The sequence below is a fragment of the Lacticaseibacillus rhamnosus genome (genome assembly GCF_900636965.1).
GTDB lineage: Bacteria > Bacillota > Bacilli > Lactobacillales > Lactobacillaceae > Lacticaseibacillus > Lacticaseibacillus rhamnosus.
Genome location: NZ_LR134331.1, coordinates 2,091,456 through 2,117,518, shown reverse-complemented (window position 1 = coordinate 2,117,518; position 26,063 = coordinate 2,091,456). Strand labels below are relative to the sequence as shown.

The window sequence follows — 26,063 nt, the reverse complement described above, 5'->3', positions numbered from 1 at the left end:
CCCGTAGAATTTTAATTGTAGTTAAGTATTAATGCGACATTATTTAAAATTCTGAAGGGAGTACAGTGATATGAATGCATTTATAGGATGGTTGAATCGACATGTTGTGCCGGTTGCAGCCAAGATCGGCTCCATTCGTTGGTTAGTGGCGTTGCGTGACGCGTTTATTGCGATCATGCCGGCGATGATGGCCGGGGCGGTTTCCACTGTTTTGAACGTTTTGATTCGCGATATTCCGACCCAATTTAAGTGGATGGGGATAGTCGACTCCATGCAGTGGCTGATCGGTATCAACGCCATGGTCTGGACCGGCACACTGGCAATTTTAGGCTTGCTATTCGCCTTTACTTTTGGCTATCAGCTGGCAGTTCAATACCAAGTTGAGCCGGTGACCGGGGGGATTGTGGTGTTAGGCACGTTTATTATGAGCCTGCCGCAAAACTTCATGTTGCCGCTAAAAGGCACGCTGAGTAAAGGTGCTGCCAAGTTAATCACCGATGCCGGTGGGGTAGTCGATGGCAAGAACGTGAGCATGTGGGGCTTTTTCAACTTTGGTAAGTTCTTCGGTTCCTATGGCTTCTTCACCGTCATGATCATGGGCGCCTTGGCGATGACGCTTTACATCTGGTTAATGAAAAAGAACGTGACGATCCGGATGCCAGAAGCAGTACCGCCAGCGATTGCCAAAGCTTTTACCGGTATTATTCCAGCAACTGCGGCCTTATATCTGGCTGGCGTTGTGAATTATCTGTTCAGCTTAAACAAGACCACGGTCATCGAATTCATTGCGACCATCGTGCAGGAACCACTGCTAAATATGTCGCAAGGCTTCTGGGCCGTGTTACTCATGACGTTGCTGGTACAAATTTTCTGGTTCTTCGGGCTTCACGGCACCAACGTTTTGGGGCCGGTTCTGGATTCCATCTGGCTCACCGCCCAAATTGCCAATATGAATGCGTTCATGAAAGGTGAAGCACTGCCGTTTGTCTGGACCCGAAACGCCTTTGACTTGTATGCGTGGATCGGTGGCGCCGGTAGTACCTTATTACTTTTGATTGCGATTCTGATGTTCTCCAAACGTGACGATCAACGCACCGTGGCCAAATTGTCGATCGCACCGGGCTGTTTTAACGTGAACGAGCCGGTGATGTTCGGACTGCCGATTGTCCTTGACCCAATCTACTTCATTCCATTTATTGTCGCGCCGGTTGTCATGGTATCCATCGCGTACGGCGCCCACATGCTCGGCTGGGTGTCACCGGTTAAGAACCAAATTGTCTGGTCCATGCCGCCGTTTGTGAACTCGATCATTGCGACCATGGATTGGCGCGCCCCGATTCTGCAAGCCGTCAACATGGTCATTGGCTTCCTGATTTACGTACCGTTTGTCAAAGCGGCCAACAAACTCGATCCTGAATTAACTGTCCCTGAACCACCAATGAAAAAAGCCAAAACTGTTGCCGATGATCGCAATGGTGATCGCAATTTAGAAGGTGATGCGATTTGAAGCCTAGCACGACACCATTGATCTTGCTTAACCTCAGCATGACCGTGATTGTCTTCAGTGCCATTTTACCGGCACCTTGGCGAATCATTAGCTGTCTATTCGGGGTGATCGCAACTGCTATTTGCACACGCTGGTATCTCGGTCTGGCAAAAGAAGAGTAGATCGCAGCGCAACGTTTGCTGAAGCATATTGCTGCAACCATGCGTTCAGTCCGCAGTTTGTCCAAAAGGAGGTCAAAATGAAAATTGTCATGAATCTACCCGTTGAAGCCAGTGTCTTTTTCAACCAATTGCAACAATCCGCCATGGCCGATATTCGCCAGCACACCGGTCGTGAGCCGCTACCTAAGAGTTTGCAGGGCTTTAGCTACGAGAAAAATTGGCCGAATGGGCGAAAAGCGCGGTTGACGATTACCGAGTTTACGCCAAATTCAGTCTACGCATATGAACTGGCGACACCGAATGATGACTTCACCGTGCGATACCACTTGTCGCCGTTGTCTGCCGGAAAAAGTCGACTGGTTTATGAAGAAGCACTCGTCGCCCGTACCGCTCGCGGTGCAGCGAACAACCGGACTAGCGGATTTCTTTTAGGTTGGTTGCGTAAACGGCGCTTCAAGAAAATGGCGCGGCAAATGTGTGCGATTTAAAGAACCGGTTGCAAAACAGCTTGGATGAACGTGGCTTGAGCGACACAGCCACACCATCATTAAAAAATATAGGAGATTGACATGGGAAAAATCGGAATCAGTCTTTATCCCGAACAAATAACCGTTGATCAGGCAACTGATTATTTAACCATGGTCCGTCAGTTTGGTTATCGGCGCCTTTTTACCTCATTACTGCAACTATCCGGTCATCAAGGCCGCGATCAACTGGCTATTTTCAAGGCGGTGGTTGCCAAGGCGAATCAGTTGGGTTTTCAAACGATTGTCGACATTGCGCCGCCGTTGTTCAAGGAACTAGGCATTGATTATCAAGACCTTAGTTTCTTCCATGAATTAGGCGTATGGGGATTGCGGCTTGACGAGGGCTTCACCGGTCAAGAAGAAGCCTTGATGACCCATAATCAGTATGGCTTGAAAATTGAGCTGAATATGAGTGCCGGTACGAATGCCATTGATGCGATCATGGCGTTTGGACCGCGACTGGATAACTTGTTGGGTTGCCATAATTTTTATCCGCAGCAATATACTGGTTTAGGCGATGACCGCTTTTTGGCCTATTCGCAAAAGTTTCGGCGGCATGGCGTTCGGACGGCAGCCTTTGTGACGGCGCCAAGTGCGGATCATGGTCCGTGGCCGGTGAGTGAAGGTTTGCCAACTTTGGAAAGTGATCGCCATCGCAGTATTGCCAGTCAGGTTCACCATTTGCGCCTAACAGAGGTGATTGATGATGTTCTCATCGGTAATGCACTTGCAAACGAAGCAGATTTAAAAGCCGCGGCCTTGGCATTCTTTTGCCCATATCCGGCATTGCGGGTGATCACGGACCACGCACCATCAGCGTTAGAAGCCAAAATTGCCTTTAGCGAAGCCCATCTTTATCGCGGTGATGCGTCTGATTATCTGATTCGCGATACCCAACCACGCGTGCGTTATGCCGGGCAGCCTTTGCCAGTGCATGATGCGAGCGGTCACTTGCAGCGCGGGGATGTAGTTGTCGTGAACGAAACGTATACGCGGTACGCCGGTGAACTACAAATTGTCTTGCGGGAATTGCCGAATGACGGCCGCCGCAACAAAATCGGCCGCCTGACAGATGAAGATCTGACCTTGTTGCCACTGCTTAAGCCATGGCGAACATTTATGTTAAAACAGGTGTCCCACTAATAATGACAGATAGGAGTGACTCCATGAGCAACGCCAACGAACAAACGATTATGGGCTTGATTATGGCAGGGGGCAACGCTAAAAGTGAAGCCTTTGAAGCCATTCAAGCAGCCAAGAACAGTGACTTTGATGCTGCAACCAGCCATTTAAAAGCAGCGGATGAGGCTCTGGTCACGGCGCACAATGTCCAAACCGATTTATTGACCGCCGAAGCCAACGGAGCGCACGCAGATGTTTCATTACTACTAGTCCACGCTCAGGATCATCTGATGAACGCCATTACTTTTCGCGACTTGGCTGGCGAAGTGGTCGCGATTTATCAACGCTTGGCTGCAAATACGACCGTTGCAAATGAAACGCTTTAAGCCATTGCGTGATAGCCAGTTGCGCCGTGAATGAATTTTATATGTAAAACACGCGGTTATTGCGAAGATAACCAAAAGGCTGGGACGAAGCATCTCTGGAAAGATGAGATGCTTCGTACCAGTCTTTTTATTAGATTAGCAGTATCGCAACTATCAGCCCATGACCTTGTACAACTTACCCACTGCAATTGGCAAAGTGAGATAAGGCTTTTTTTCGTCTAAATCACTCGCCACGGTCTTTGGTAACAAGACGTCGCTTTGAACCCCGTTGACGTAAACCACGGTATTGTCCAGGTTGAACACGTCATGGCCATAATGTTTCGCCAGTTGTTGGCGAAGTTGGGATACGACAACCCGCTGCTGGTAAATATAGAACCCGTTGTCATCGGCTTCAGGGTATTTGCCACCCACCAACTTCAACTTATCGGGTGCATTATTGAGAGGGACAAAGACTTTGCCGGAAACTTGCTCGGCTTCTTCCTCATCGATGACCCCATCATGATTCTGATCCTGAGCACTTGTAGCTGGCGTGACCGGCGCATCGGAACCGGAGCTTTCCAAGACTGCCATGTGATTCATGTCCGCCGGCGTATTGAACATTTCAATGCGAATCTGCAGAGCATCATCATCGGTAACTTCAAAATTTGCAAAGCCATGTGCCTGCCGACCAATGCAATCTGAGTTAAGTGCCCGCAATGTTGCTCTATATTGCTTCCGCATAAACCCGCCTCCTGTTTGATTTGAGTTATTTAGGTACCCCTAACTCACCTTCAACGATAGTCCTTTTAAGAAAAAAATCAAGGCTGTGAAACCGTGAGGAACAGCGGTATATCAATGAAAAGACACTGCTTTACGCTGGTGAAAAGAACGAGCTCTCGGCGTGTCGGGTAGTGGCCAATATAAATAAATTGATATTGATTATGGTTCTATAAGTGGTATACATTGGAGCTATCCAGACCGGTTATGCTCCTAAAACAGGGTTACCCATCTGCCAACAAAAGCGCGAAGAAAATGGCACGCTTAGCATGGCGGAAAAAGAGGCGCCAGTAAAAATAACATTTAACATTTTGAAACCGTTTTCGGTGTCTAATCCGTTGTCACAGGTGTATAGTTAAATTGGAATGATTGTAATATGGGAGGTGCATTATGAAAGTAGTTATTTTCTCCACCTGCATCGTGGATCTTTTCTTCCCCAATGTCGGAGCGGCGATGGTCGAGGTGTTGGAACGGTTTGGGTGTGAAACCTTCATGCCGGTCAAACAGATTTGTTGCGGTCAACCGACTTATAACTCCGGGTATGTGAAGGAAAGTCAAAAGGTGTTTCGCAACGAAATTGACGCGCTGCTTTCGGTTGACGCCGATTATATTGTCGGGCCAGCCGGTTCTTGCGTGAACATGTTGCGCGAATATCGGGTGCTATTGAAAGACGATCCGGAATACGCCCAAAAGGCTAAAGAAGTGGCAGACAAGACGTATGAATTTTCCCAATTTCTGTATCGCGTCTTGAATGTCATTGACGCCGGGGCTGAATTAGATGCCAAAGCCACTTACCATCGCTCCTGCCACATGACCCGGTTGCTAGGCGAACGCACGGCACCGTTTGTCTTGCTGGATCACGTGAAGGACTTAAAGATGGAACCGCTACCACATATTGAAAATTGCTGCGGTTTTGGCGGCATGTTTTCTGCCAAAGAGCCGGAAATTTCCAAGCAAATGGTTGATGAAAAAGTCAACGATGTGCTCAGTACCGGCGCACATGTTCTGATTTCAGCCGATCCCGCGTGCCTGATGAACATCGCCGGCCGTTTTTCCCGCCGTAACGAAAAGATTAAGATTATGCACATTGCCGAAGTATTGAACCACAATGTGAATCCGGAGCGGATCAAGTTTCATGAGCCGCTCGGGGTTGAACAGGAGGTGCGCCCATGAGCATTTCAACCAGTGACAAGCCGTTCTTGGAGCGGGTTAAAGAATCGGAACAGGATAAGTTCATGCAAGCCAGCGTTGCCAAGTCGCAGGATGCGCAGTGGGACAAGCGCGAGGCCTCGCGTAAAGAGCTGGGTAATTGGCCGCAATGGCGGGACTTAGGCGAGCAGATTCGTCAACATGTCATTAAATACTTACCGGATTATTTAGAAGAATTCAGCGATAATATCGAAAAACGCGGCGGTCATGTTTACTTTGCCAAGACCGACAAAGAAGCCGCAGCCTACATTACCAACCTTGCCAAGCAAAAGCAGGCGCATAAAATCGTTAAATCCAAATCCATGGTGACAACAGAAATCAACCTGGACAAGGAGCTACTGAAACTTCCGGGCACCCAGCTGATGGAAACCGATTTGGCGGAATTTATTTTGCAAGAAGACGACTGGGCTGAACCGACGCATATTGTGTTCCCGGCGTTGGCCAAGAATCGGGATCAAGTTAAGACGATTTTTGATAAGCTCGGCTACAAAGGGGATAACGATCCGGAACATTTGGCGCGGTTTGCGCGGGAATATTTGCGCCGCTATTTCTTGCAAGCCGACTTCGGGATTACCGGGTGTAATTTTGCCATTGCCGATTCCGGCTTGATTAACTTGGTCACCAATGAAGGCAATGCGGATCTGACCATGGCCATTCCTAAGACGCAGGTAGTTGTGATGGGGATGGAACGGATTGTGCCGAGTCTCAAGGAAGCCGAGACGCTAGACAACATGCTTTCGCGCTCGGCGGTGGGACAGAAGCTGACCAGTTACTGTTCCTTCTCCGGTAAAAAAGTTGCCGGTGAAGCAGACGGCCCGGAAGACTTCCACGTGGTCATTGTCGACAACGGCCGCAGCAATGCTTTAGGAACGCCATTTGAGCCGGTCTTGCAGTGTATTCGTTGCGGGGCCTGCCTGAATGTTTGCCCGGTATACCGGCACATCGGCGGTCACGGTTACGGTTCGATTTATCCCGGACCAATTGGCGCGGTGCTTTCACCAGTGCTGGATGGCTATGAGAAATTCGGCGACCTGCCATTTGCTTCCAGTCTATGCGCGGCCTGCACCGAAACCTGCCCTGTCCGCATCCCGCTGCACCATCTGTTAATCAAGCACCGGGAAGTAATGATGGACAAGCTGAAAACCGATCACAGTTTTAGCGATAAAATTATGAAAATGGTCGGCGTCGGCACCAGTGCGCCGGTTCTGTTCAACATGGCGCTTGATATGGATCACGCAATGATGGGCGTTTTGGCAACCAAAGATCAAGGCAGTGTTGAAAATGAATACAACAGCGGCCGGATCAAACAAACCGGCATGATGCCGAAGCTGGCTCGCGGTTGGACCGATGTGCGTGACCTGCCGCGGCCACCGAAGAAAAACGAAAACTTCCGTCATTGGTTCAAACAACACAAAGCAGCATTGGAGGCGCAAAAGCATGATTGATCACAGTAATCGCGAGGACTTTTTAAATGCCATTGCCGAAAAAGCCGGCCGCCCGCGGCACCAGCTTAAGGATCATCCGTTTGTGCCTTTAAACGACTTGCCGGAAATAACTCTGTCCGGCCACTCCCAAGACGAGTTGGAAGCCATCGCCAAGCAAAACAGTGAAGCGGTGCATGTCACGTTTGAAACCACTACGAAAGCAGAGTTGGCAGACGCACTCAATGCTTACATTGAACACGATGCACCCAAGACGCTCATCTTGCCGACGACGGAACAGTATCATGATTATGGCTTGGATGAGTGGAAGCAAACCGTCACGCCCAAGCCAATGTACTGGACCCCCGGAAAAGGCCGTGACTTCAACTTGAAGCAAGCTGCGGCTGCGGATGTGGCCATTGGCTTCGCGGATTATCTATTAGCAGAATCTGGGACCATCACCGTTGCAACCACGCCCGGACAAGGTCGCGGCTTCCATTTTCTGCCGACGCATTATTTGGCAATCGTCAAGAAAAGCAGCATCCTGCCACGTTCACGCCAAGCCATGGATCACTATGATGCGGCAATGAAGGCCGGGCAGCTGGAAACCAGCAACATCAACTTCATCACCGGACCTTCCAACTCCGGCGACATCGAAATGACCTTGGTCGTCGGTGTCCATGGACCGCTAGACATGACGTATTTGGTGGTTGAGGATCTGTAGCGACTGTTTTAGCTGATGAGTTGCGGGAAAAGTCGGGCCTAGCGAGCGTATCTGCGCTAGGGTCGGCTTTTTGGGTTGGATAAATTATACTTATCGGATTAATTGGAACGTACTCTTCAACGAAGGATACGTTGAGTCTCGTTGTTTGAGTGCAGGGATAGAAAGCAAGAGCTGGCGGAGCGGTGGCGGGCTCAGTGGTGAAATTGGTCTTAAGCGGAGTGGGCTTCTCCGCTTTAGACCAAGGCCGAGCTTCGAAACCGCGGTCTTTGCGGGTTCGAAGTCGCGCCCACCACGTTCCAGCCCAGCCACCGCGGAGCCAGCTCGGAGTATCGGAAATCACTTAATTAGAGTAGAACCAAGGAAAGGGTTGACACTTACACCTCATCCCTAGTTGGCGCCGGCTCCCACACAAGGTTATGGTATACTAAATCCTGAGACGTGCGATAACGGCACAATGCAAATAAAGGGGATAGCGACATGACGGAAGCAATCGATTTGAAGGCCGGAATGGTTTTTGTTAAGGATGGCAAACTGATCAAGGTTTTGGAATCAAATCATCATAAGCCAGGCAAAGGAAACACCGTGATGCAGATGAAACTGTATGACGTTCGTTCCGGCGCCAATGTCACGACGACCATGCGGCCGAGTGAAAAAATCGAAATCGCCATCATGGATCGGAAAAAAGCAACGTATCTGTATACGCAAGATGATACTGCTTATTTCATGGACAGTGATAGCTATGAACAGTATGAATTACCGACTTCAAGTATTGAGCACGAGTTGAAGTTTATGCTGCCAAATATTCCGGTCGAAATTGAGTTTTACGGTGATGAAGTGATCGGGCTTGAGCTTCCCGGAACGGTTGAACTCAAGGTGACCGACACCCAGCCGTCTGTCAAAGGCGGAACGGTTGCGGGCGGCGGCAAGCCAGCCACGCTTGAAACGGGGCTTGTGGTGACGGTGCCTGATTTTGTCAAAGCAGGCGAAAACATTTTGGTTACCACGGACACAGGCGCTTATAAAGGGCGGGCGCAGAAATAAAAGATAAGCGAATTAGCGAAAGGTGACGCAATGATGCGTTGCCTTTTTTGTTAAGCGCGAGCCCGGGGAACGCGTTATGGCCAGATGAGGAGATCCTTCGCGTATCAACGCCCATAATTAAAATTATCCCCACACTTCATTCACGACAGGGCGGAATAATTGTAGCGCATGGCTAACGAGCATAGAATACATGCGAAAGGGTGTGGGGACCATGACGATGGCGCGGGCGCAACGCATTAAAATCTTGATCGTTTTAGGGATGATGTCATTATTAACGGCTTTGTCCGGCTCTAGCACGAACTTAGCAATGCCAAAGATCTCCGAAGACTTGATGATCTCTAGCAGTGCGGCAACGTGGATTGTATCAATTGGCCTCATTACAACGGCAGTCTTGCTCGTGATGTTTGGCCATATCGGTGATTTAGTCTCCAAAAATCTCGTGTTTCTGCTGGGCGAGGTTGTGTTCATCGTTGGCTCGCTACTGACCGGTATTGCGCCAACTTATTTCACCATCATGGCCGGGCGCGTGGTCCAGGCAGTTGGCTCGGCGATGATTATGGCTAATTCGATGGGGATTATCAGTGAATATTTTCCCGATGCGACCCGTGCTGAGGCATTGGCGGTCATTTCGATGTTTATATCAATCGGCTCAATTTCCGGTCCGGCATTTGGCGGCATCCTGATTACCTGGGCGAGTTGGCGGTGGATTTACTTATTTAATGTGCCAGTCGGGATCTTCATTGTCCTTGCAGGTATGCGCGTGTTGCCGTTACGTCGCCCCGAACCCGGTGAAATTAAACGCGTGTGGCAGCAGGCAAACTGGACCGGTCAGAATCTGTTTACCGGGGGCATGATCTTGATGTTTGCCAGTGGCTACTGGTTGCAGCAGCCAACGCAATTTTGGCTCGGTACAGGGGTGTTGGCAGGCGGCATTTTCTTGACGGTCCTGGCGTTTGTGCAAGATCAGCAGGCCCGGTCTCCTTGGATTGCACCGGTGATTATGCATAACGCCGACTATCTGATTTCTGTTAGCGTCTTGCTTATCGTGATGCTGGTTAATTCAGTATCAAACATTCTTTTGCCATTTTATCTTCAAAGCTATGGCGGAATCTCAGCATTTTCAAGCGGGTTACTGATGATGCTACAAAGTGTCACGATGTTGGTGATCACGCCATTTGCCGGCTGGTTGGCCGATCATTGGAATCGGTACTATTTAACGATTTTAGGCTTATTAGTGTTAATCATCTCGCAAGTCGGATATGCCAATTATCCAGTCAGAATCACTATGGCACCGATTATCTGGCCGATTGTGGCTAACGGAGCAGGGATGGCACTGTTCCTTTCGCCGAACAATGCGCTAACGATGGGAGCCGTCGATGACAAACTCTCAGGAGTAGCCGGTTCGTTGAATTCACTGGCACGCACCGTTGGCTTAACTATCGGTATCAGCTTCGGCGCCACGTTACTATTTGCCCAATTGCCCGGTGTGACCCGCATCTCAGCTCAATCGGGCGCCCCTTTTCTACACGCACTGGCAACAGTTTTCTGGTTAGCCACTTTAGTATCGGTGGTGGGCTTAATCATTGTCATTATCCGCAGTCTGCGAAAACGACAAGCGAACGCGGTACTGACAAAAAATAAGCATGTACTTTGAAAACGATTAGCATTAACTGAGCGGCGACAATGTTTTTCATTTCTGGTTTGACAGAAGTGAAAATTATGTCTGAAAGAATGGCGGTCAGGGAAAAACAAGCCAATTTTAGGGACATAAATTGATGTTATTTAATATTCGCGGATTTCTGTAAAAGTTTAGCGGTTTCCCCAAAGGATCATCTAAAGTAAACAGTTTAGTACCTTGTAAATCCCCGTTTTAACGGGAGATTTAAAAATATGCATAGTTGATGCACAAGATGTTGTCCCAATAAGTTCCGCTTCTTTTCCTGTGATGTTTTATGACATACAAGTTTTTTTATTCGAAATTGAGGATTCGCTTATTTACATTAATGAGATTCTAATGTAAGGTAAGTTCAATCATTTTAGGAGGGAACAGGATGAAATTTAGAAAAACAATGGTTGCGGGCACAGCAATTGCGCTCGCTGGGGTGCTGGCAGCCTGTGGTTCTAATGCTTCCAGCAGCAAAGGTACATCAATCACTCGGATGGAAAGTGATGTTATCTCCACAATGGATCCGTCAACAAATACGGACGCGATTGCGGGGCAGGCATTGATTGATACCATGGATGGTTTGTATCGGTATTCCGGCAGTGACTTGAAGCCAGCGATCGCAAAAAGCGAGCCAAAAGTGACGGACGGCGGCAAGACTTATACCTTTAAGCTACGGAACGCTAAATGGAGCAATGGCGATGCCGTTACTGCACAGGATTTTGTTTTTGCTTGGCGGCGAACGGTTGATCCTAAGACCAAGTCTCAGTATGCTTATCTGTATTCCGGCGTGAAGAACGCGGACGATATCACAGCCGGTAAGAAGGCAGCTAGTACCTTAGGCGTTACAGCGGTTAACAAGACCACGCTGAAAGTGACCTTGGATCACGCCATTCCTTACTTTAAGACCATGTTAGTCAATCCGGCATTCTTCCCGCAGAATGAGAAGTTTGTTGAAAAGGCTGGCAAGAAGTATGGCACGACTTCTAAGTACCTTCTCTCCAATGGCCCATATGAATTAAAGGACTGGAACGGGACTGGTAATTCATGGAAGGAAAAGAAAAACAAAACCTACTGGAATGCTAAGAATGTCCACATCGATACGATCAATGGGCAAGTGGTTAAGGATCCGCAAACTGCTTTGAACCTGTATCAATCGAATAAGTTGGATATTGCTCAGTTGTCTGGTGAACAGGCGGCACAAGCTAAGACAATGTCTGGATACACACCGCTTAAGCAAAGCGCAACATTTTATCTTGAGTTGAATGAGAAGAAAGATCCTATCTTCAAGAATACCAAGATTCGTCAGGCAGTCTCGATGGCAATCAATCGTCAAGAATACATCAAGAAAGTTTTGAATGATTCATCAATTGCTGCGAACAATGTGACGCCTCAAGGTTTATTTGCTAAGAATGGACAGGACTTCTCAAAGGCAGCGACTAAAGCAGAATCTTCTACAGTTAAGTATGATCCTGCCAAGGCTAAACAACTCTGGACAGAAGGCTTGAAAGAGACCGGTCAGACGAACCCAACCTTGGAACTGTTGACCGATGATACCACGAATGCCAAGCGCTCGGCTGAATACATTCAAAGCACCTTACAACAGAATCTGCCAGGCTTGAAGGTAACAATTGCAACAGTGCCATTCAAAACCCGTCTTTCCCGTTCTCAAAATGGTCAGTTTGACATGGTTATCTCCGCTTGGAGTGCTGACTTCCCGGATGCCATTACCTTCCTTGATCTGTTTACGTCCGATAACAGTTATAACGATGGAAAATGGGCAAACAGCGAATACGATGCTTTGATCAAACAGTCCAAGACGACCGATGCAACCAATGCCACCGCTCGTTGGAACACCTTGTTGAAAGCACAGGAACTGCTCACCAAGGAACAAGGCGTTGTACCTTTGTATCAACGGGTTCAAACAACCTTGCAACGTAAGACCATTACCGGTTTGAAATATAACCCGACTAACTCTTACGATTTTGTAAATGCCAAGGTTAAGTAATAAAAGCGTGACCTGTCTTAGCAGCTGTTAGACGGATCAACGCGTTTAGGAATCTTACAGGGTTTCCTAAATCGGAACTTGTTTCCAATAAGTAGTTCTCACAAGCGGCGTTGTCACGTGTTTTGCGGCGGACAACGCCGTTTGCTTATTAGGGCCAATGCCCAAAAAACAGGAGTGAATCATGGTCAAATATATTTTAAAACGGATCGGCTTCCTGCTCCTGACACTGTTTCTTGTTGCGTCAATCACCTTCTTTTTAATGAAGGCATTGCCAGGGACGCCATTTAATAACCCCAAGATTCCGGCTGATCAGCTGGAAATTCTGAAGAGACAGTATGGACTGGATAAGCCGGTTTGGATCCAATATCTCACGTATATGGTTGGTATCACGCACGGTGACTTCGGGATGTCTTATCAATTTCCGGGCCAAACGGTTTCCAATCTGATTGTTTCCCGGCTCGGTCCTTCGCTACAGATCGGTGCGCAGGCGATGGTGCTTGGAACACTTATCGGGATTGTGCTTGGTGCCATTGCGGCAATTCGAAAGAATACGGCCGTTGATGCCGAAGCTACAATTTTCGCTATTCTGGGACGTTCAATCCCTAACTTTGTGTTTGCTGCGCTATTGCAGTTGTTTGCTTACAAGACAGGGGCATTCCCGGTAGCGTTATGGGGTGGGTTTTCATATAGTATTTTGCCGACCATTGCCTTGGCGATCGCCCCGTTGGCACAGACAGCGCGGTTTATGCGAACCGAGATGGTGGACGTGCTGAGCTCGGATTATATCGAGCTAGCTCGGTCTAAAGGTGAATCGCGCTGGCAGGTTGTGGCAAAACATGCTTTGCGTAATTCCATGATTCCGATTGTAACGATTATTGGGCCAATGGCAGTTGACTTGATGGTTGGATCACTGGTTGTCGAAAACATTTTTGCCATTCCCGGAATCGGGGAACAATTTGTCAAGTCCATCACAACGAACGATTATCCGGTCATCATGGGCTTAACGATTCTTTACAGTGCGATGTTAACGGTTGTGATCCTTGTCGTCGATATTCTATACGGCTTCATTGATCCACGAATTCGACTGAGCGGGGAGGCAAACTAATGGCAACAACAAAATTAAGTCCAGAGGCATTCAAGCGTGTCAAAGTGAATGCGGCTGAACAAGAGCGTATTGCCACGCCTGCGTTGACATTCACGCAAGATGCGATTCGCCGCTTAAAGAAAAACAAGGCCGCGGTCATTTCACTTTGGGTACTGATCATCATTGGTGTGATCTCTATCGTGTCAATTTGGCTATCACCAGCCAATCCGAATAAACAGAGTCTTAATTATTCTAATTTACCGCCAAAGTGGCCAGGCATTGATTTGCCGGGACTAAACGGCTATATGAATGGCCAAAACAAATATGCCGGTATGGGTAAAAACGTCTATTTCCTGCTTGGGACGGACTACCTTGGCCGTGATTTGCTGTCTCGGATTATGGTCGGCACGCGCGTTTCCCTTTTCATCGGGATTGTTGCAACATTCTTTGATTTAACCATTGGCGTTTTCTACGGCATCATCTCCGGTTGGCGCGGTGGTTTGACCGATACGTTAATGCAACGTGTCATTGAAATCATCTCTAGTGTGCCAAACTTGGTTGTTGTTATTCTGATGCTGCTGGTATTCAAACCAGGGATGACTTCCATTATCTTAGCGATTGCTTTGACTGGCTGGGTCACGATGGCACGACTCATTCGTGCGCAGACCCTGCAGTTAAAAGATCAGGAGTTTGTGCTGGCTGCCAGAACGTTAGGTGAGTCGAGTATTAAGATTGCCTTTAAACATCTGATCCCGAACCTAAGCTCGATCATCATTATTCAAACCATGTTCACGATTCCAACAGCGATTTTCTTTGAAGCCTTCCTGAGTTACATCGGGATTGGTTTGCCAGCACCGACTGCTAGTTTAGGGACGCTGTTGTCAGATGGGCAAAAGAACCTGCAAGTGCTGCCGTATCAGTTGTTATACCCAGCGATTGTCATCGTTATTCTGATGCTGGCCTTTAACTTGCTGGCTGATGGTTTGCGCGATGCCTTTGATCCGCGCAGTGAACATTAGGAGGTGGCAAAATGAGTAAGATTCTCGAAGTAAAAGATTTACAAATCGACTTTGCCACCTATGCCGGACCGGTCCACGCGATTCGCAATGTCAGCTTTGACTTGAACAAAGGCGAGACGTTGGCGATTGTTGGCGAATCTGGCTCTGGTAAATCGGTAACCGTGCGCACAGTCATGGGCTTATTGGCACCCAACGCCAAGATTACCAATGGTGAAGTTTTGTTTGATGGCGGTGACATTCTCAAAAAGTCGGAAAAGCAATTGAATGCCATGCGCGGAAATGATGTTGCCATGATTTTTCAGGATCCGATGACGTCATTGGATCCGACGATGACGATTGGTAAGCAAGTTGCCGAACCGCTGCTGCTGCATAACAAAATGAGCAAGGCCGATGCATTGAAGGAAGCTGAACGGGTGCTTGAACTAGTGGGTATCAAAGGCGCCGGTTCACGATTGAAAGATTATCCACATCAGTTCTCTGGCGGCCAACGTCAACGGATTGTCATTGCGATTGCGATTATTAACCATCCGCAAATTCTGCTTGCAGATGAACCGACCACGGCGCTGGATGTGACTATTCAAGCGCAAATTATTCACATGCTGAAGGAAATCCAGTCTAAGATTGATACCTCCATTATCTTTATCACCCACGATCTCGGCGTTGTTGCCGGGATTGCCGATCGGGTGGCAGTCATGTACGCGGGTAAGATTGTCGAATACGGCACCGTTGACGAAATCTTTTACAACGCGCAGCATCCATATACTTGGGGACTGCTGGAGGCAATGCCGACCTTAGAGACCAAAACGGATCGTCTGTATGCCATTCCGGGGACACCGCCGGATTTGCTGGATCCGCCAAAGGGTGACGCATTTGCCCCGCGCAATCCGTATGCCATGGCAATTGATCTTGAAGAAGAACCACCATTCTTCAAGATTTCACCAACCCACGCTGCGGCTACTTGGTTGTTAGCACAAGGCGCACCCAAAGTCGAGTTACCGCCAGAAATCGCGCGGCGGCATGCATTATGGGCAAGTAAACATCCAGACGAAAAGGCGGTGAACTAACGTGGCGGACAATCAAAAGAAAAAAGTGTTGGTTTCGGTCAAACACCTGGTTCAAACCTTTAATGCCGGAAAGAAAGACGAAGTAAAGGCCATTCAGGATATTTCGTTTGATATCTATGAAGGCGAAACGCTAGGTCTGGTTGGTGAATCCGGTTCCGGGAAAACCACCACCGGCCGGGCTATCATTCGCTTGTATGATCCAACCAGTGGCGAAATTCTCTATAACGGTCAAGACATTGCCAAATTGAAAAATGGCTCCAAACAAATGTTGGATTTTCGGCGTAATACGCAGATGATTTTTCAGGATCCGTATGCTTCATTAAATCCACGGATGAAAGTCAAAGACATTATTGCAGAAGGTATTGATATTCATCATTTGGCTAAAGATCGCGCCGACCGTGATCATCAAGTCGAAGCTTTATTGGATGAGGTTGGTTTAAATGCGGATCATGCCACGCGTTACCCGCATGAATTCTCCGGTGGCCAGCGTCAAAGAATCGGGATTGCCCGGGCACTGGCAGTTCAGCCGAAGTTCATTATTGCCGATGAACCGATCAGTGCGCTGGATGTTTCGATTCAGGCACAGGTCGTCAACTTGCTAAAAGACATTCAGGATCGGCAAGGTCTGACGTATCTGTTCATCGCCCATGACTTATCTATGGTCAAGTATATTTCTGATCGGATTGCCGTTATGCATTACGGGCGGCTTGTCGAATTGGCCAGTGCGGAAGAAGTATACACGCATCCCCTCCATCCATACACCAAGAGTCTCTTGTCTGCAATCCCGGTTCCGGATCCAGACATCGAACGCCAGCGTGTACCGATACCTTATGATGCAAGCAAGGTCGAAGGCGATAATAAGCAACGTAAAATGGTCGAAGTCTATCCTGATCACTTTATCTTTGCAGCTGACGATGAAGTGGCAGCGTATAAAGCTGAAGCACAAGAGGATCATAAGGCCCCGGCAGGCACGGCAGCAGAATAACGCGGTCAAACATGATAACATTCTGTTAAGGCAACTCTTTAAAAATGATCCTTACAGCAAAAAGCCGAAAACACTGAAAATGTGTCTTCGGCTTTTTGTCATATCCGCAGTATTGACGCAAGAAAACGGTTCGAATAGCTAATTCTGATCTTTAAGCTTGTTTAAACTAGGCTGCGTTTTTATGGTGAGGTAACGTTTTCAGCGAATCTTCTGCTACACTGGTTTTAAAGGAGTGTGTGGAAGGATGACCAAGTTTTATTTTGTGCGCCATGGGCAGACGGAGACCAATTTGGCGCGGCGGTTCAATGGCGGGCGGACGGATACGCCGCTGACTCCGGCTGGCCGGGCAGGCGCGGAGGCAGTTGGACGGTATTTTGCTACGACCGGTTTTGCCGGTATTTACGCCAGTCCGATGCCGCGGGCGCAAACCACCGCTGAATTGATCGTGGCGCAAAGCAAGGTAGCCCAGCCGGCGATCGTGACGGTACGGGATTTACGGGAAGTCGATTTAGGCGATTGGGACGGGCAGCCACTTGCTTCCGTGCAAGACGATCCGCAAATTGATAATTACTATCACCATCTTGCTGAGTTTGATTATAAGCGGATTGGCGCTGAATCCTTCGCTGAGGCCTTAAATCGTGGGCGCCGTGCTATTGCCGGCATTTATCAGCAACATCCGGATGGTAAGGTGCTCGTGGTGGCCCATGGATTGTTGGGCATGCTGCTAATGAGCACTTATCTAGGCGCCGAGTTGGACGATGCGCGTGATGAGATGACCATGCCGCCTAACAACAGCATCAGTGAATTGGATACAGACGACGGGGAACAATTTACCCGCGGCACGCTGTGGGCTTTTGTACCAAGTGAATATCAAACCAAGTAACAATGCCACCCACCCGGCATTGTTTTTTATTAAAAAAATTATCAAGCCAATATTTGGCACTTTCGCAAGGCGAGCGCTTACAATGATACTGAGAAGTGAAATGGTTAGTTAATGTGGGGTCTTGCACCGGCGTTGTGTGACAATAGGCCGTCTTTGGATTATTAAATAATATTATAAAATCTTTTGATGGTCGGACGTTTCATTTAATGTTAAAGCATAACGCCGCACATTAGAGGTGGGGAACATGATGTTAGATAATATCGGCAAATTAGTGCACCAACAACGCCGCAGTATGAACTTAACCATTGAAAAACTGGCCGAACGCTCTGGGGTTTCAGTCAGTCTCATATCCCGCATGGAGCGTGGTGATGTCAACAATATCAGCGTCAAGAAGCTGACTGACATTGCGCGGGCACTCGACATGCAGGTGGGTGATTTCTTTATCGCCCCGGAAATGAGCGATATCAATACGTTGGCGTTGGTTAAGTATTTAACGCGGTTGCCGGAAAACGAACGCGCACACGTCTCCGAGGTACTCATGCAGGTGATTAATCTCTGAGCGTGTCGTAGGCGAACTTGCGGCGGTTGCCAATAAGTGCAAAAACGGTTCTAGAGACACTTTGTCTTTAGAGCCGTTTTAATGTTTTCGGAAAAGTTATACTTGCGGCCAATTAGCGGAATCCGGCGCGAATTTTGAAAATCTGCATGTGGTTAAGACTGTTCGCAGGCAGAAAAATCGCGTATACTAAGTGCGCTGAATTAACCGCAACGATGACACAGGCCTTCGCGAGTAACACTGTGAACATGCTGGGTCATCTTATAAAGGAGGAAAAGTGACAATGACATTTGAAGCCGTTTTGCCAGCGCTAAAAGAAGGCAAAAAAGCCGTTCGTACTGGCTGGGAAGGTACCGAGTTGTATGTTCAACTGGTTCCGGAGGGTAAGTTCGAAGGCGACACCCTGAATCCTTATTTTCTGATCAAAACCGCTGATGAGGCCTTCAGCTTGTGGTCCCCGACCGACTGTGACATTCTGGCCGAAGATTGGCAGCTCGTGGACGTATGAACCGGTTTGATTTTAGCGGCCAGACTGTGGTCGTAACCGGGGCGGCATCAGGAATTGGGGCTGCGCAGGCGGCGGCTTTTAAAGCGGCCAGCGCCCAGGTGATTGGTGTCGACTTGCAACCAATGACTAGCGTGACCGTCGCAATTCAGGCCGATGTGAGCGATCCAGAGACAGGAAGGAAGCTTGCCGCTGATTATACGCCGGACATTGTCTGCAACACAGCAGGCATTTTGGATGGCTATAAAACCGTTGCCGAAACCGATTTGGCTACATGGCAGCATATTCTCAACGTCGACCTCACCAGCCAATTCCTGATGATTAAGGCACTGCTGCCGGGAATGCTGGCACGTGGTCACGGCGTCTTCGTCAACATGAGTTCCATTGCCGGTTTCGTTAGCGGTGGCGGCGGCGTAGCGTATACTGCCGCCAAGCACGCGGTCATCGGCCTAACCAAGCAACTGGATCTAGACTACGCTGCCCAAGGTATCCGCGCCAACGCCCTTGCACCCGGCGCCATCAACACGCCCATGAACGCAGCAGATTTCGCCGGTGATGGTAAAATGGCCGCCTGGGTCGCAAAAGAAACGCCAGCCAAACGTTGGGCCAAGCCGGAAGAAGTCGCCCAACTCACACTTTTCCTAGCCAGTGACGCGGCCGACTACATCCACGGCACCGTGATTCCTATTGACGGCGGTTGGTTGGAAAAGTAAACTGGAAACATTGTAAGAACTATTAACTGAATCGGAACCGCCCCGCGCGCTTCCACGACGATACTTATTTCCTTTGATCGTCGTTATTACTGGCAAAGCCACAAAGGAGAAACAATATGCAAACAACATCTATGACCCATCGTTCAATCGTCAGTCTCGCCAAAACCGCCATTGTCGCCGCCATCTATGTGGTGATGACCCTCATGCTTAGTCCATTAAGCTTTGGGATCGTTCAAGTCCGGTTCTCCGAGATGCTCAACTACACGGCGCTCTTCAATCGTCGGTACGTCTGGGCGGTTACGTTGGGTGTTTTTTTGGCCAATTTAGCCTCACCAACCGCCATTCTCGACGTCCCCATCGGCACAATCGGCACCTTGGCCTTCATCCTGCTCAGTCGCTGGCTCGCTAAGTTCGTCCACCAAAAATGGGCTAAATTTGCCATCATGGGCGTCTTATTTGCCCTCTCAATGTTTACCGTCGCCGGTGAGCTGGTCGTGCTCAGCAAGGTACCATTTTGGCCAACATACGGCACCATTGCACTAGGCGAAGCTATTTCAATGGCGGTCGGTGGCGCTGTGATGATGGTGCTGACACGGTTTGTGGACTTGGATAAGTGATTTGTAAGTTAAATTGCGAAAGTCTAGTTTTTAGACTTTCGGATCTGTGAGCGTCTCCTCGATGGTTTGGGGGCGCTTTTTTGATACGCTTGGTTGCAGCTGATCTATCGAAACGCAATGTTGACAATAGCGATTGGAGGAGATCGAAAAAAGGGATGATCGATTAACCGCGAAAGTCTAGTTTTTAGACTATCGGATTGGACAAGCGGGTTTTCGACTCTTCGAAGCATGCAAATAAACACCGAGTCAGTGACCTATGTAAAAGAAGCCATCAAATCGGTTTTTTTTTAACTTGGCTGGAGCTTTTGGTACCACTGTAGCTTTCAAGTGATCCTAACGCCCAAAAACCTACTTCTTATCAAGTGTCTTCATGACATCCTTGGCAATCAGCGTGTAATAATGCACGCGTCCTGCGTCATTAGGGTGCACACCATCATCGGCAAACCAATCATCGTTACCGCCCGCCAGATAATACCAATCCACCACATGCAGATTTGCATGCGTCTTAGCAGCGGCGTGAATCAACTTGTTAACCGGATCAATCCAAGCCTTCCCAGGGGCATAAGCTGTCACCCAGAAAACCTGGCGATTACTCCCCAACTGATCCAAAATGCCATTAATGTCAGCTTCCGTCATCGGTCCATTCGTCCCCAGACTAATGACAACGGTATCCTTCAACTTCCCACTCGACTTCAACTGATCAATAATCGCCGGAGCCGCCTGTACTTGCCGGCCAACCTCAGCATCAATCGACATCTGCGGGAAAAGCACCTTCAAATAAGCCGAACTCCCCAACATCACCGAATCACCAATGGCAGTCACTGGTAACGTCTTGGCGGCACTGATTTCGCTGTCGGTCAGGCCATAAAGGCGATACTGATTCAAAACCTTTTCTTTCTTAACCTTAGCCTTGGAATCTTTCTTAATCTTCTGACGCGTTTGCTGATTAACTGCGATCGCCTGCTCGGATTGGAAATGGCGGAAGTAGAAATAACCTCCAACACCGGCAATGACGAGGCCCAAGGCGATGCATAGTATGATATCACGCAAGCGTAAGCCGCTTTTATTCTTCATTTCTGACAAACCTCCAAAAATTACATACCCTTATTCTAAACTAAAATTAGTAAAAAGCTGATTACAAATTAAGGTCATTCAGGCAGGACTTCATCTGGCCGGATTTAAAATTAAGGTGCACCGCCGTTTTGGCTAGATCAATTCAATGATACCTTTTTAATAAAGTCGGCCATGAATACCTATTCTTGAGGCATCGAAACAACAAGAAAGATGATACCATCATGACCTAAGACCGGTTTAACGACACTGAGCATGACACATCGACTCACTGGCGAAAGCGAAGAAGATATTGCGACCTTTCATCACTTCAATTACGTACACGTTTAGGAAGCACAGACAGTTCTCCCTGAATATCTTTGTAGAAGCGTGAGACCGGAACTCCGCTGAGGTCTATCCATGGCCCCAGAGAGGAGGCTGAAGTTTTAAATCATAAGGTCGAAATCTTAGTTTTTAACACCGGTAAACTGTTCCTTCTTGATTGGTGTTCATTGTTACACTTCATTTGGCGAGTGGAAGTACCCAAAATTGTAAAGATAATGTAATAAAAGTTTTACAAACTGTAGGTATGGCTTCATCAAGGAAGATGGCAAGGAAATAAGCTGTCACCAAGTTAAGGATGAATTGCTTAAAGCTAAAAAGACGGGTAGACTTGAAAGCACAAACTAGGGTATTATGCTTGGGAGTGGAATTTTCAAAGCTCTTTTTACATGAATGCAGTAGTATTTTGTTGAGAAGTTTTGACTAGCTTCACATGAGTAGGATGAATTATATAAGATGGGATTAGGTGGGAAGAATTAATGAACGAGCAAATTGACCTTGCACGACTTTGGAACGTTTTTAAGCACAGTTTTATTGTAATGATTTTACTCGGGCTATTGGGGATGTTTATTGCATATTTCGGTGCGAAAACATTTATTGCCCCAAAATATTCGGCTTCAACCTCAATGTTGGTTAACCGAAAGCAAGACAACAATCCAAATATGCAGCTAAATGCTCAACAGGCTGACATTCAAATTATTAATACATATAAGGACATCATTACGCGACCGGTAATATTGAGAGAAGTTGCTGATGATCTCACGAGCCCAAGGCGTGTCAAAGTGAAAAAAGCACAAAAAGCCGTCTATGGTACACGATATAATGCTGCTACCGGCGTTCGTGAACGTTATGTAGTTAAAGAAGAGCAACCGGCAAAATACAAATTAAAACCAGCAAAGTACGCAAATATCAGTGAAGACGATCTCGACAAGATGATATCTGTCTCCAACGCTCAGAATTCTCAAGTTTTTACCGTGAATGTTCGTGATACCGATCCTGTACGAGCAAAGGATGTCGCCAACGAGATTGCAAAAGTCTTCAAAGCAAAAATTGCTTCGATTATGAGCGTTTCGAATGTTTCTATTGTCTCCCGGGCAACGGCAGATCCGACCCCTGTCACTCCTAACCTAAAGATCGCTTCTTTAATTGGTTTAATTTTAGGTATGGTTCTAGCATTTACTGTCGGTCTGATTCGAGAATTAACAGATCAAACAATTAAGAGTATTGATTTTATAACTAATGATCTAGGACTTGTAAATCTCGGACTGGTTAATTATGTGCAACGGATGAATGATATGGATGAAGCTATTGCACGGTCAAAGAATAAGATTATTGATTCTGAAGCCGAACCAGAAACGACGGGCTTTCCGCAACGAAGCCGGAGACGCGTTTAAGTATTGAGGAGAAAAAACATGAATTTTTCATTAGAGAAAATTTTGCATAGACATAAAGAAGATCAAGAGACTCAAAAAAATGGTGTTATGTTGGTGACATTTGCAGAGCCTAAACATGTTGTATCTGAACAATTTCGGACTGTGCGAACCAACATTGAGTTTGCCGGAGCAGCACTTGATCAATGTCAAGTCGTAATGTTTACCTCTTCGGCAATGTCTGAAGGTAAATCTACAGTTTCTGCGAACGTTGCAGTTACATGGGCTCAGGCTGGGAAAAAGGTGTTGCTGATCGATGCTGATTTGCGTCGGCCAACGGTACATGCGACATTTAGAACTTTAAATCTTGATGGTGTCACAACGGTATTAACTGGAAAAGAAAAGCCGGATGATGTAGTTGAAGAAACGTTTGTAGACAACATGAGCATCATAACATCTGGACCGGTACCACCGAATCCTTCAGAGTTGCTTAATTCGAAGCGGATGGCTGGTTTGTTAGAGTGGGCGCGAGAAAAGTATGACATTATTGTACTAGATGCTCCGCCTGTTTTGGCAGTTTCGGATGTGCAGGTATTGGTACCTAAAACTGATGGCGTTGTAGTTGTTGCCAATATGGGCAAAACGTTAAAGGGAGACTTAAAACGTACGGTTGAAGTTCTGAAGTTAGCCAACGCAAAAATTCTCGGATCAGTAGAGCGGGTAAAGGCCAAACACGGGGACAGAGGATACGGTTACGGTTATGGTTATGGATACGGGAACGAATCTAATAAATAGCATGCGCTTCTAACTGTCAAAAGTGATTATAAGACCTTTTTAGATATTGGTGAAAGCATATGTTGCTAACTGATAACATTGTGTCAACCGAATGGTGATAAGTACGACCATAACAGCGTGCTACTAAATATTTTGTTTTTGGGGAAAGCATGGCACGTTGCAAAATATGCTTTCAGTCGACTTCACAAGACAGATTTGATAAAGATATAACCAGAGAAGCTTACAGGAAGTGGTTGCGAAGGTTAAAAGCCGATGCTCCTGCTAATAATTTGCTGCTTTTTGATCAATGCAGAAACAGCAGAAGATAGAGAGAATTGGGCTGTATTGGAGTTCAATATTGGAAAAAGTTTAGAAAGATTTAAAGGGGAGCTTCTTTAATGGCAACACAAAAGACTAAAAAGTTGCTGGGGAATTCGGCTATTTTCGCGGTGGGAAATTTAGGTAGTAAACTCATTACTTTCTTAATGGTTCCGCTTTTCACGAATTACCTTTCTACTGAGCAATTTGGGACAGTCGATCTTGCTACGACTACTGTAAATATGTTGTCACCAATTGTCGCTCTGAGCATTGCGGATGCGGTTTTTAGATTTTTGATGGATGACGAATCAGACGATCAAGCCATTTTTACAACCGGATTGACTTTTACAATTACGGTAAGTCTAGTTTTATTGTTTCTGTATCCAGTAGTTCGTTTTTTCCATATTGCTAATGGTGGCTATATCCTTGTATACCTCACACTTGTAATTCTACAGGCATTGCTTCAGAATTTTATCCGTGCTATAGAATATGTGAAGTTATTTGCGTTTAACGGCATTTTTTCGACATTGATAATGGCTGTGACGGGATATTATTTAATAGCTGTTTTGAAGCAGGGAGTAACCGGGTACTTTTGCGCTTTGATCTTTTCGGCGTTAAGTTCCATTTGCTTAACCTTTTTTGGATCAAGAGGGTGGCGATTCTTTTCAGTAAAGAAGTTTGATACCTCTATACTTAGGTCTTTATTGAAATATAGCATTCCTTTGATACCTAATGCGTTCATGTGGTTTTTCACAAATGATGCTAGCCGTTTTTTTATCGTTGCTATTGTCGGGCTCTCTGCGAACGGGCTCTATGCAGTTGCTAATAAAATTCCAACGATTATAAATGTTCTCTACAATGTCTTTACACAGGCGTGGCAAATTTCAGCAGTCGAAGAATACCAAGAAAATCCTAGAAGTAGTTTTTTTTCGGAGATATTGAATGCAAATATCGCATTGTCAATGATATCCTTATCGGGCATTCTGTTTATTCTAAAGCCTTTGATGCGTGTTTTTGTAGCTCCTGACTTTTATGAATCATGGAAACTGGTCCCACTTCTGTTGATTGCAGCAGTGTTTGCAAACTTCTCAAGTTTTATAGGCACTTTATATTTGGCGACAAAGAGAACTCGTGCAATAATGAGCTCGACAGTTTTTGGTATGATTTCCAATGTTCTCTTCAACTCATTACTAATACCGAGTTTTGGAGTTCAAGGGGCTGGCTTGGGAGCTATGCTGGGCTTTTTATTAGTTGCTGCGATTCGATATAAAGACATACAACGTTATATTTCGCTAAAAGCAAATTTTAATCAGTTATTACTTTCATTAATAGGAATCGTGTTGATGATTGATGTCAATTATTTCTTGCAGTGGGGAGTTACAAGCGTTGCTCTTTTAAGTTTAATCACTATTATAGAAGTGGTCGTAAACGTTAAGGCGTTAAAGGCGTTAGGAAAAGGAAAAACAAGATGAGGGTTGTAATTTCTGTTGTGCTTTATCGCACAGAACTGAAGACAATTGAAAGAATCGTACGAGAATTCGAATATTTGGCTCACCATTCGACAAATGAGTTGACGCTTTTGTTATTGGATAATGGGTCTAAAATTGCGTTTACTGATTCTTTTCTAAAAAGAATTGTTAGTGAGAAAAGTCATGTTAAAGTTTTAATTTCTGAAGATAATATGGGCTTTGGGGGAGGACATAACTTTAATTTTCGGGAAGTAGAGTCAGAGTACTTTGTTGTAATGAATCCTGATATAAAGAATATCAACACTCAGGATTTCGATGCAGCTATTCAATTCTTAAACCTGAATCCTAAAATTGGACTTTTGGTACCTAAATTAATTAATCCAGACGGTAGTGTCCAGTTAACAAATAAACTACAATCTACAGTTTTTGATCAAGCAATAAGGCTTTTGGGAAAAGGAGTTTTCAAGCAACGCCAACTGAAGTTTGTACAGGCCAGTACTGGATATAGTCAGATTATGCCTACTTGTAATGCCCATGGTGCATTTATGGTTTTTAGATCTTCAATTTTTAAGAAGGTCGGAGGATTCGATGAACGCTATTTTCTCTACATGGAGGATACTGACATTACAATGGCGGTCAATACAATTAGCGAGTCGATTTACTATCCACGTTTAACAGTTGAACATGAATGGCAACAGGCAAACCGAAAGATTTCGGGAATTCGTGAAATGATAAAAAGCATGTTTAAGTATTACAACAAGTGGGGATGGAAGTTGTTCTAAAGGGGGA

General features: G+C 46.7%; 26 protein-coding genes. 24 read left to right on the top strand and 2 right to left on the bottom strand.

Translation table 11 applies throughout. The features are described from left to right. The first annotated feature begins 70 nt into the window (after positions 1–70). The 5 genes from EL173_RS10680 to EL173_RS10665 all read left to right on the top strand — a co-directional run bounded on the left by EL173_RS10680 (position 71) and on the right by EL173_RS10665 (position 3,703). Complete coding sequence (locus EL173_RS10680; RefSeq protein ID WP_005686219.1) at positions 71–1,507, top strand: PTS sugar transporter subunit IIC; 1,437 nt, start codon at positions 71–73, stop codon at positions 1,505–1,507. Then, the gene (locus EL173_RS15170) at positions 1,504–1,668 is read left to right on the top strand and encodes a hypothetical protein (RefSeq protein WP_015764616.1); all 165 of its coding nucleotides are present in this window, start codon (positions 1,504–1,506) and stop codon (positions 1,666–1,668) included. The genes EL173_RS10680 and EL173_RS15170 overlap by 4 nt, the downstream gene beginning before the upstream one ends. A gap of 77 nt (positions 1,669–1,745) precedes the next feature. Then, a complete protein-coding gene (locus EL173_RS10675) occupies positions 1,746–2,156 on the top strand; it encodes a DUF3284 domain-containing protein (protein ID WP_015764615.1) in 411 nt (136 codons plus the stop codon). Between the two features lie 81 nt (positions 2,157–2,237). Then, positions 2,238–3,338 carry a DUF871 domain-containing protein gene (locus EL173_RS10670; RefSeq protein WP_015764614.1) on the top strand — a complete coding sequence of 367 codons (1,101 nt, stop codon included), beginning with the start codon at positions 2,238–2,240 and terminating at the stop codon, positions 3,336–3,338. Positions 3,339–3,361: 23 nt separating this feature from the next. Beyond that, on the top strand, positions 3,362–3,703 hold the full coding sequence (locus EL173_RS10665; RefSeq protein ID WP_015764613.1) for a PTS lactose/cellobiose transporter subunit IIA: 342 nt from the start codon (positions 3,362–3,364) through the stop codon (positions 3,701–3,703). A 153-nt stretch (positions 3,704–3,856) separates the two neighbouring features. On the opposite strand, the gene EL173_RS10660 is transcribed toward EL173_RS10665, so the two are convergent. Next, a complete protein-coding gene (locus tag EL173_RS10660; protein WP_019728404.1) occupies positions 3,857–4,423 on the bottom strand; it encodes a hypothetical protein in 567 nt (188 codons plus the stop codon). Positions 4,424–4,849: 426 nt separating this feature from the next. Between EL173_RS10660 and EL173_RS10650 the strand changes: the two genes are divergently transcribed. From EL173_RS10650 to EL173_RS10580, 15 genes are all read left to right on the top strand, one after another. Further along, the gene (locus EL173_RS10650) at positions 4,850–5,632 is read left to right on the top strand and encodes a (Fe-S)-binding protein (protein WP_015764610.1); all 783 of its coding nucleotides are present in this window, start codon (positions 4,850–4,852) and stop codon (positions 5,630–5,632) included. After that, complete coding sequence (locus EL173_RS10645; protein WP_015764609.1) at positions 5,629–7,113, top strand: LutB/LldF family L-lactate oxidation iron-sulfur protein; 1,485 nt, start codon at positions 5,629–5,631, stop codon at positions 7,111–7,113. Before EL173_RS10650 ends, EL173_RS10645 begins: the two co-directional genes overlap by 4 nt. Further along, positions 7,106–7,813 (top strand): LutC/YkgG family protein, encoded by a 708-nt coding sequence (locus EL173_RS10640; RefSeq protein WP_015764608.1) that lies wholly within the window; start codon positions 7,106–7,108, stop codon positions 7,811–7,813. Before EL173_RS10645 ends, EL173_RS10640 begins: the two co-directional genes overlap by 8 nt. Positions 7,814–8,290: 477 nt before the next feature. Further along, positions 8,291–8,854 (top strand): elongation factor P, encoded by a 564-nt coding sequence (gene efp, locus EL173_RS10635; RefSeq protein ID WP_005686232.1) that lies wholly within the window; start codon positions 8,291–8,293, stop codon positions 8,852–8,854. A gap of 211 nt (positions 8,855–9,065) precedes the next feature. Continuing rightward, entirely contained in the window at positions 9,066–10,508 is a 1,443-nt protein-coding gene (locus EL173_RS10630) for an MFS transporter (RefSeq protein WP_025014081.1), read from the top strand. Between the two features lie 397 nt (positions 10,509–10,905). After that, on the top strand, positions 10,906–12,525 hold the full coding sequence (locus EL173_RS10625) for a peptide ABC transporter substrate-binding protein (protein WP_005712962.1): 1,620 nt from the start codon (positions 10,906–10,908) through the stop codon (positions 12,523–12,525). A 181-nt stretch (positions 12,526–12,706) separates the two neighbouring features. After that, entirely contained in the window at positions 12,707–13,630 is a 924-nt protein-coding gene (gene opp3b, locus EL173_RS10620) for an oligopeptide ABC transporter permease (RefSeq protein WP_005692766.1), read from the top strand. Then, a complete protein-coding gene (locus tag EL173_RS10615; protein WP_014569872.1) occupies positions 13,630–14,628 on the top strand; it encodes an ABC transporter permease in 999 nt (332 codons plus the stop codon). The genes opp3b and EL173_RS10615 overlap by 1 nt, the downstream gene beginning before the upstream one ends. An 11-nt stretch (positions 14,629–14,639) precedes the next feature. Continuing rightward, entirely contained in the window at positions 14,640–15,692 is a 1,053-nt protein-coding gene (locus EL173_RS10610) for an ABC transporter ATP-binding protein (protein ID WP_015764605.1), read from the top strand. Between the two features lies 1 nt (position 15,693). Further along, the gene (locus EL173_RS10605; protein WP_005712957.1) at positions 15,694–16,677 is read left to right on the top strand and encodes an ABC transporter ATP-binding protein; all 984 of its coding nucleotides are present in this window, start codon (positions 15,694–15,696) and stop codon (positions 16,675–16,677) included. Between the two features lie 244 nt (positions 16,678–16,921). Continuing rightward, positions 16,922–17,560 (top strand): histidine phosphatase family protein, encoded by a 639-nt coding sequence (locus EL173_RS10600; protein WP_015764604.1) that lies wholly within the window; start codon positions 16,922–16,924, stop codon positions 17,558–17,560. A 247-nt stretch (positions 17,561–17,807) separates the two neighbouring features. After that, on the top strand, positions 17,808–18,119 hold the full coding sequence (locus EL173_RS10595) for a helix-turn-helix domain-containing protein (protein WP_005686244.1): 312 nt from the start codon (positions 17,808–17,810) through the stop codon (positions 18,117–18,119). A gap of 280 nt (positions 18,120–18,399) precedes the next feature. Further along, positions 18,400–18,624, top strand: coding sequence for a DUF2829 domain-containing protein (locus EL173_RS10590; protein ID WP_015764603.1), 225 nt, complete (start codon positions 18,400–18,402; stop codon positions 18,622–18,624). Next, a complete protein-coding gene (locus tag EL173_RS10585; protein WP_015764602.1) occupies positions 18,621–19,334 on the top strand; it encodes a 3-oxoacyl-ACP reductase in 714 nt (237 codons plus the stop codon). Before EL173_RS10590 ends, EL173_RS10585 begins: the two co-directional genes overlap by 4 nt. Before the next feature lie 116 nt (positions 19,335–19,450). After that, positions 19,451–19,951 (top strand): QueT transporter family protein, encoded by a 501-nt coding sequence (locus tag EL173_RS10580; protein WP_015764601.1) that lies wholly within the window; start codon positions 19,451–19,453, stop codon positions 19,949–19,951. 348 nt (positions 19,952–20,299) lie between these two features. On the opposite strand, the gene EL173_RS10575 is transcribed toward EL173_RS10580, so the two are convergent. Next, complete coding sequence (locus EL173_RS10575) at positions 20,300–21,025, bottom strand: SGNH/GDSL hydrolase family protein (protein WP_019728329.1); 726 nt, start codon at positions 21,023–21,025, stop codon at positions 20,300–20,302. A 797-nt stretch (positions 21,026–21,822) separates the two neighbouring features. Between EL173_RS10575 and EL173_RS10570 the strand changes: the two genes are divergently transcribed. The 4 genes from EL173_RS10570 (at position 21,823) to EL173_RS10555 (ending at position 26,056) form a co-directional block, all read left to right on the top strand. After that, complete coding sequence (locus EL173_RS10570; RefSeq protein ID WP_015764599.1) at positions 21,823–22,737, top strand: YveK family protein; 915 nt, start codon at positions 21,823–21,825, stop codon at positions 22,735–22,737. 18 nt (positions 22,738–22,755) lie between these two features. After that, a complete protein-coding gene (locus EL173_RS10565) occupies positions 22,756–23,508 on the top strand; it encodes a CpsD/CapB family tyrosine-protein kinase (RefSeq protein WP_019728328.1) in 753 nt (250 codons plus the stop codon). 377 nt (positions 23,509–23,885) lie between these two features. After that, positions 23,886–25,277: a lipopolysaccharide biosynthesis protein gene (locus tag EL173_RS10560; RefSeq protein ID WP_005712941.1), complete on the top strand. Its 1,392-nt coding sequence runs from the start codon at positions 23,886–23,888 to the stop codon at positions 25,275–25,277. Further along, entirely contained in the window at positions 25,274–26,056 is a 783-nt protein-coding gene (locus tag EL173_RS10555) for a glycosyltransferase (RefSeq protein ID WP_015764597.1), read from the top strand. The genes EL173_RS10560 and EL173_RS10555 overlap by 4 nt, the downstream gene beginning before the upstream one ends. The last annotated feature ends 7 nt before the right edge of the window (positions 26,057–26,063 follow it).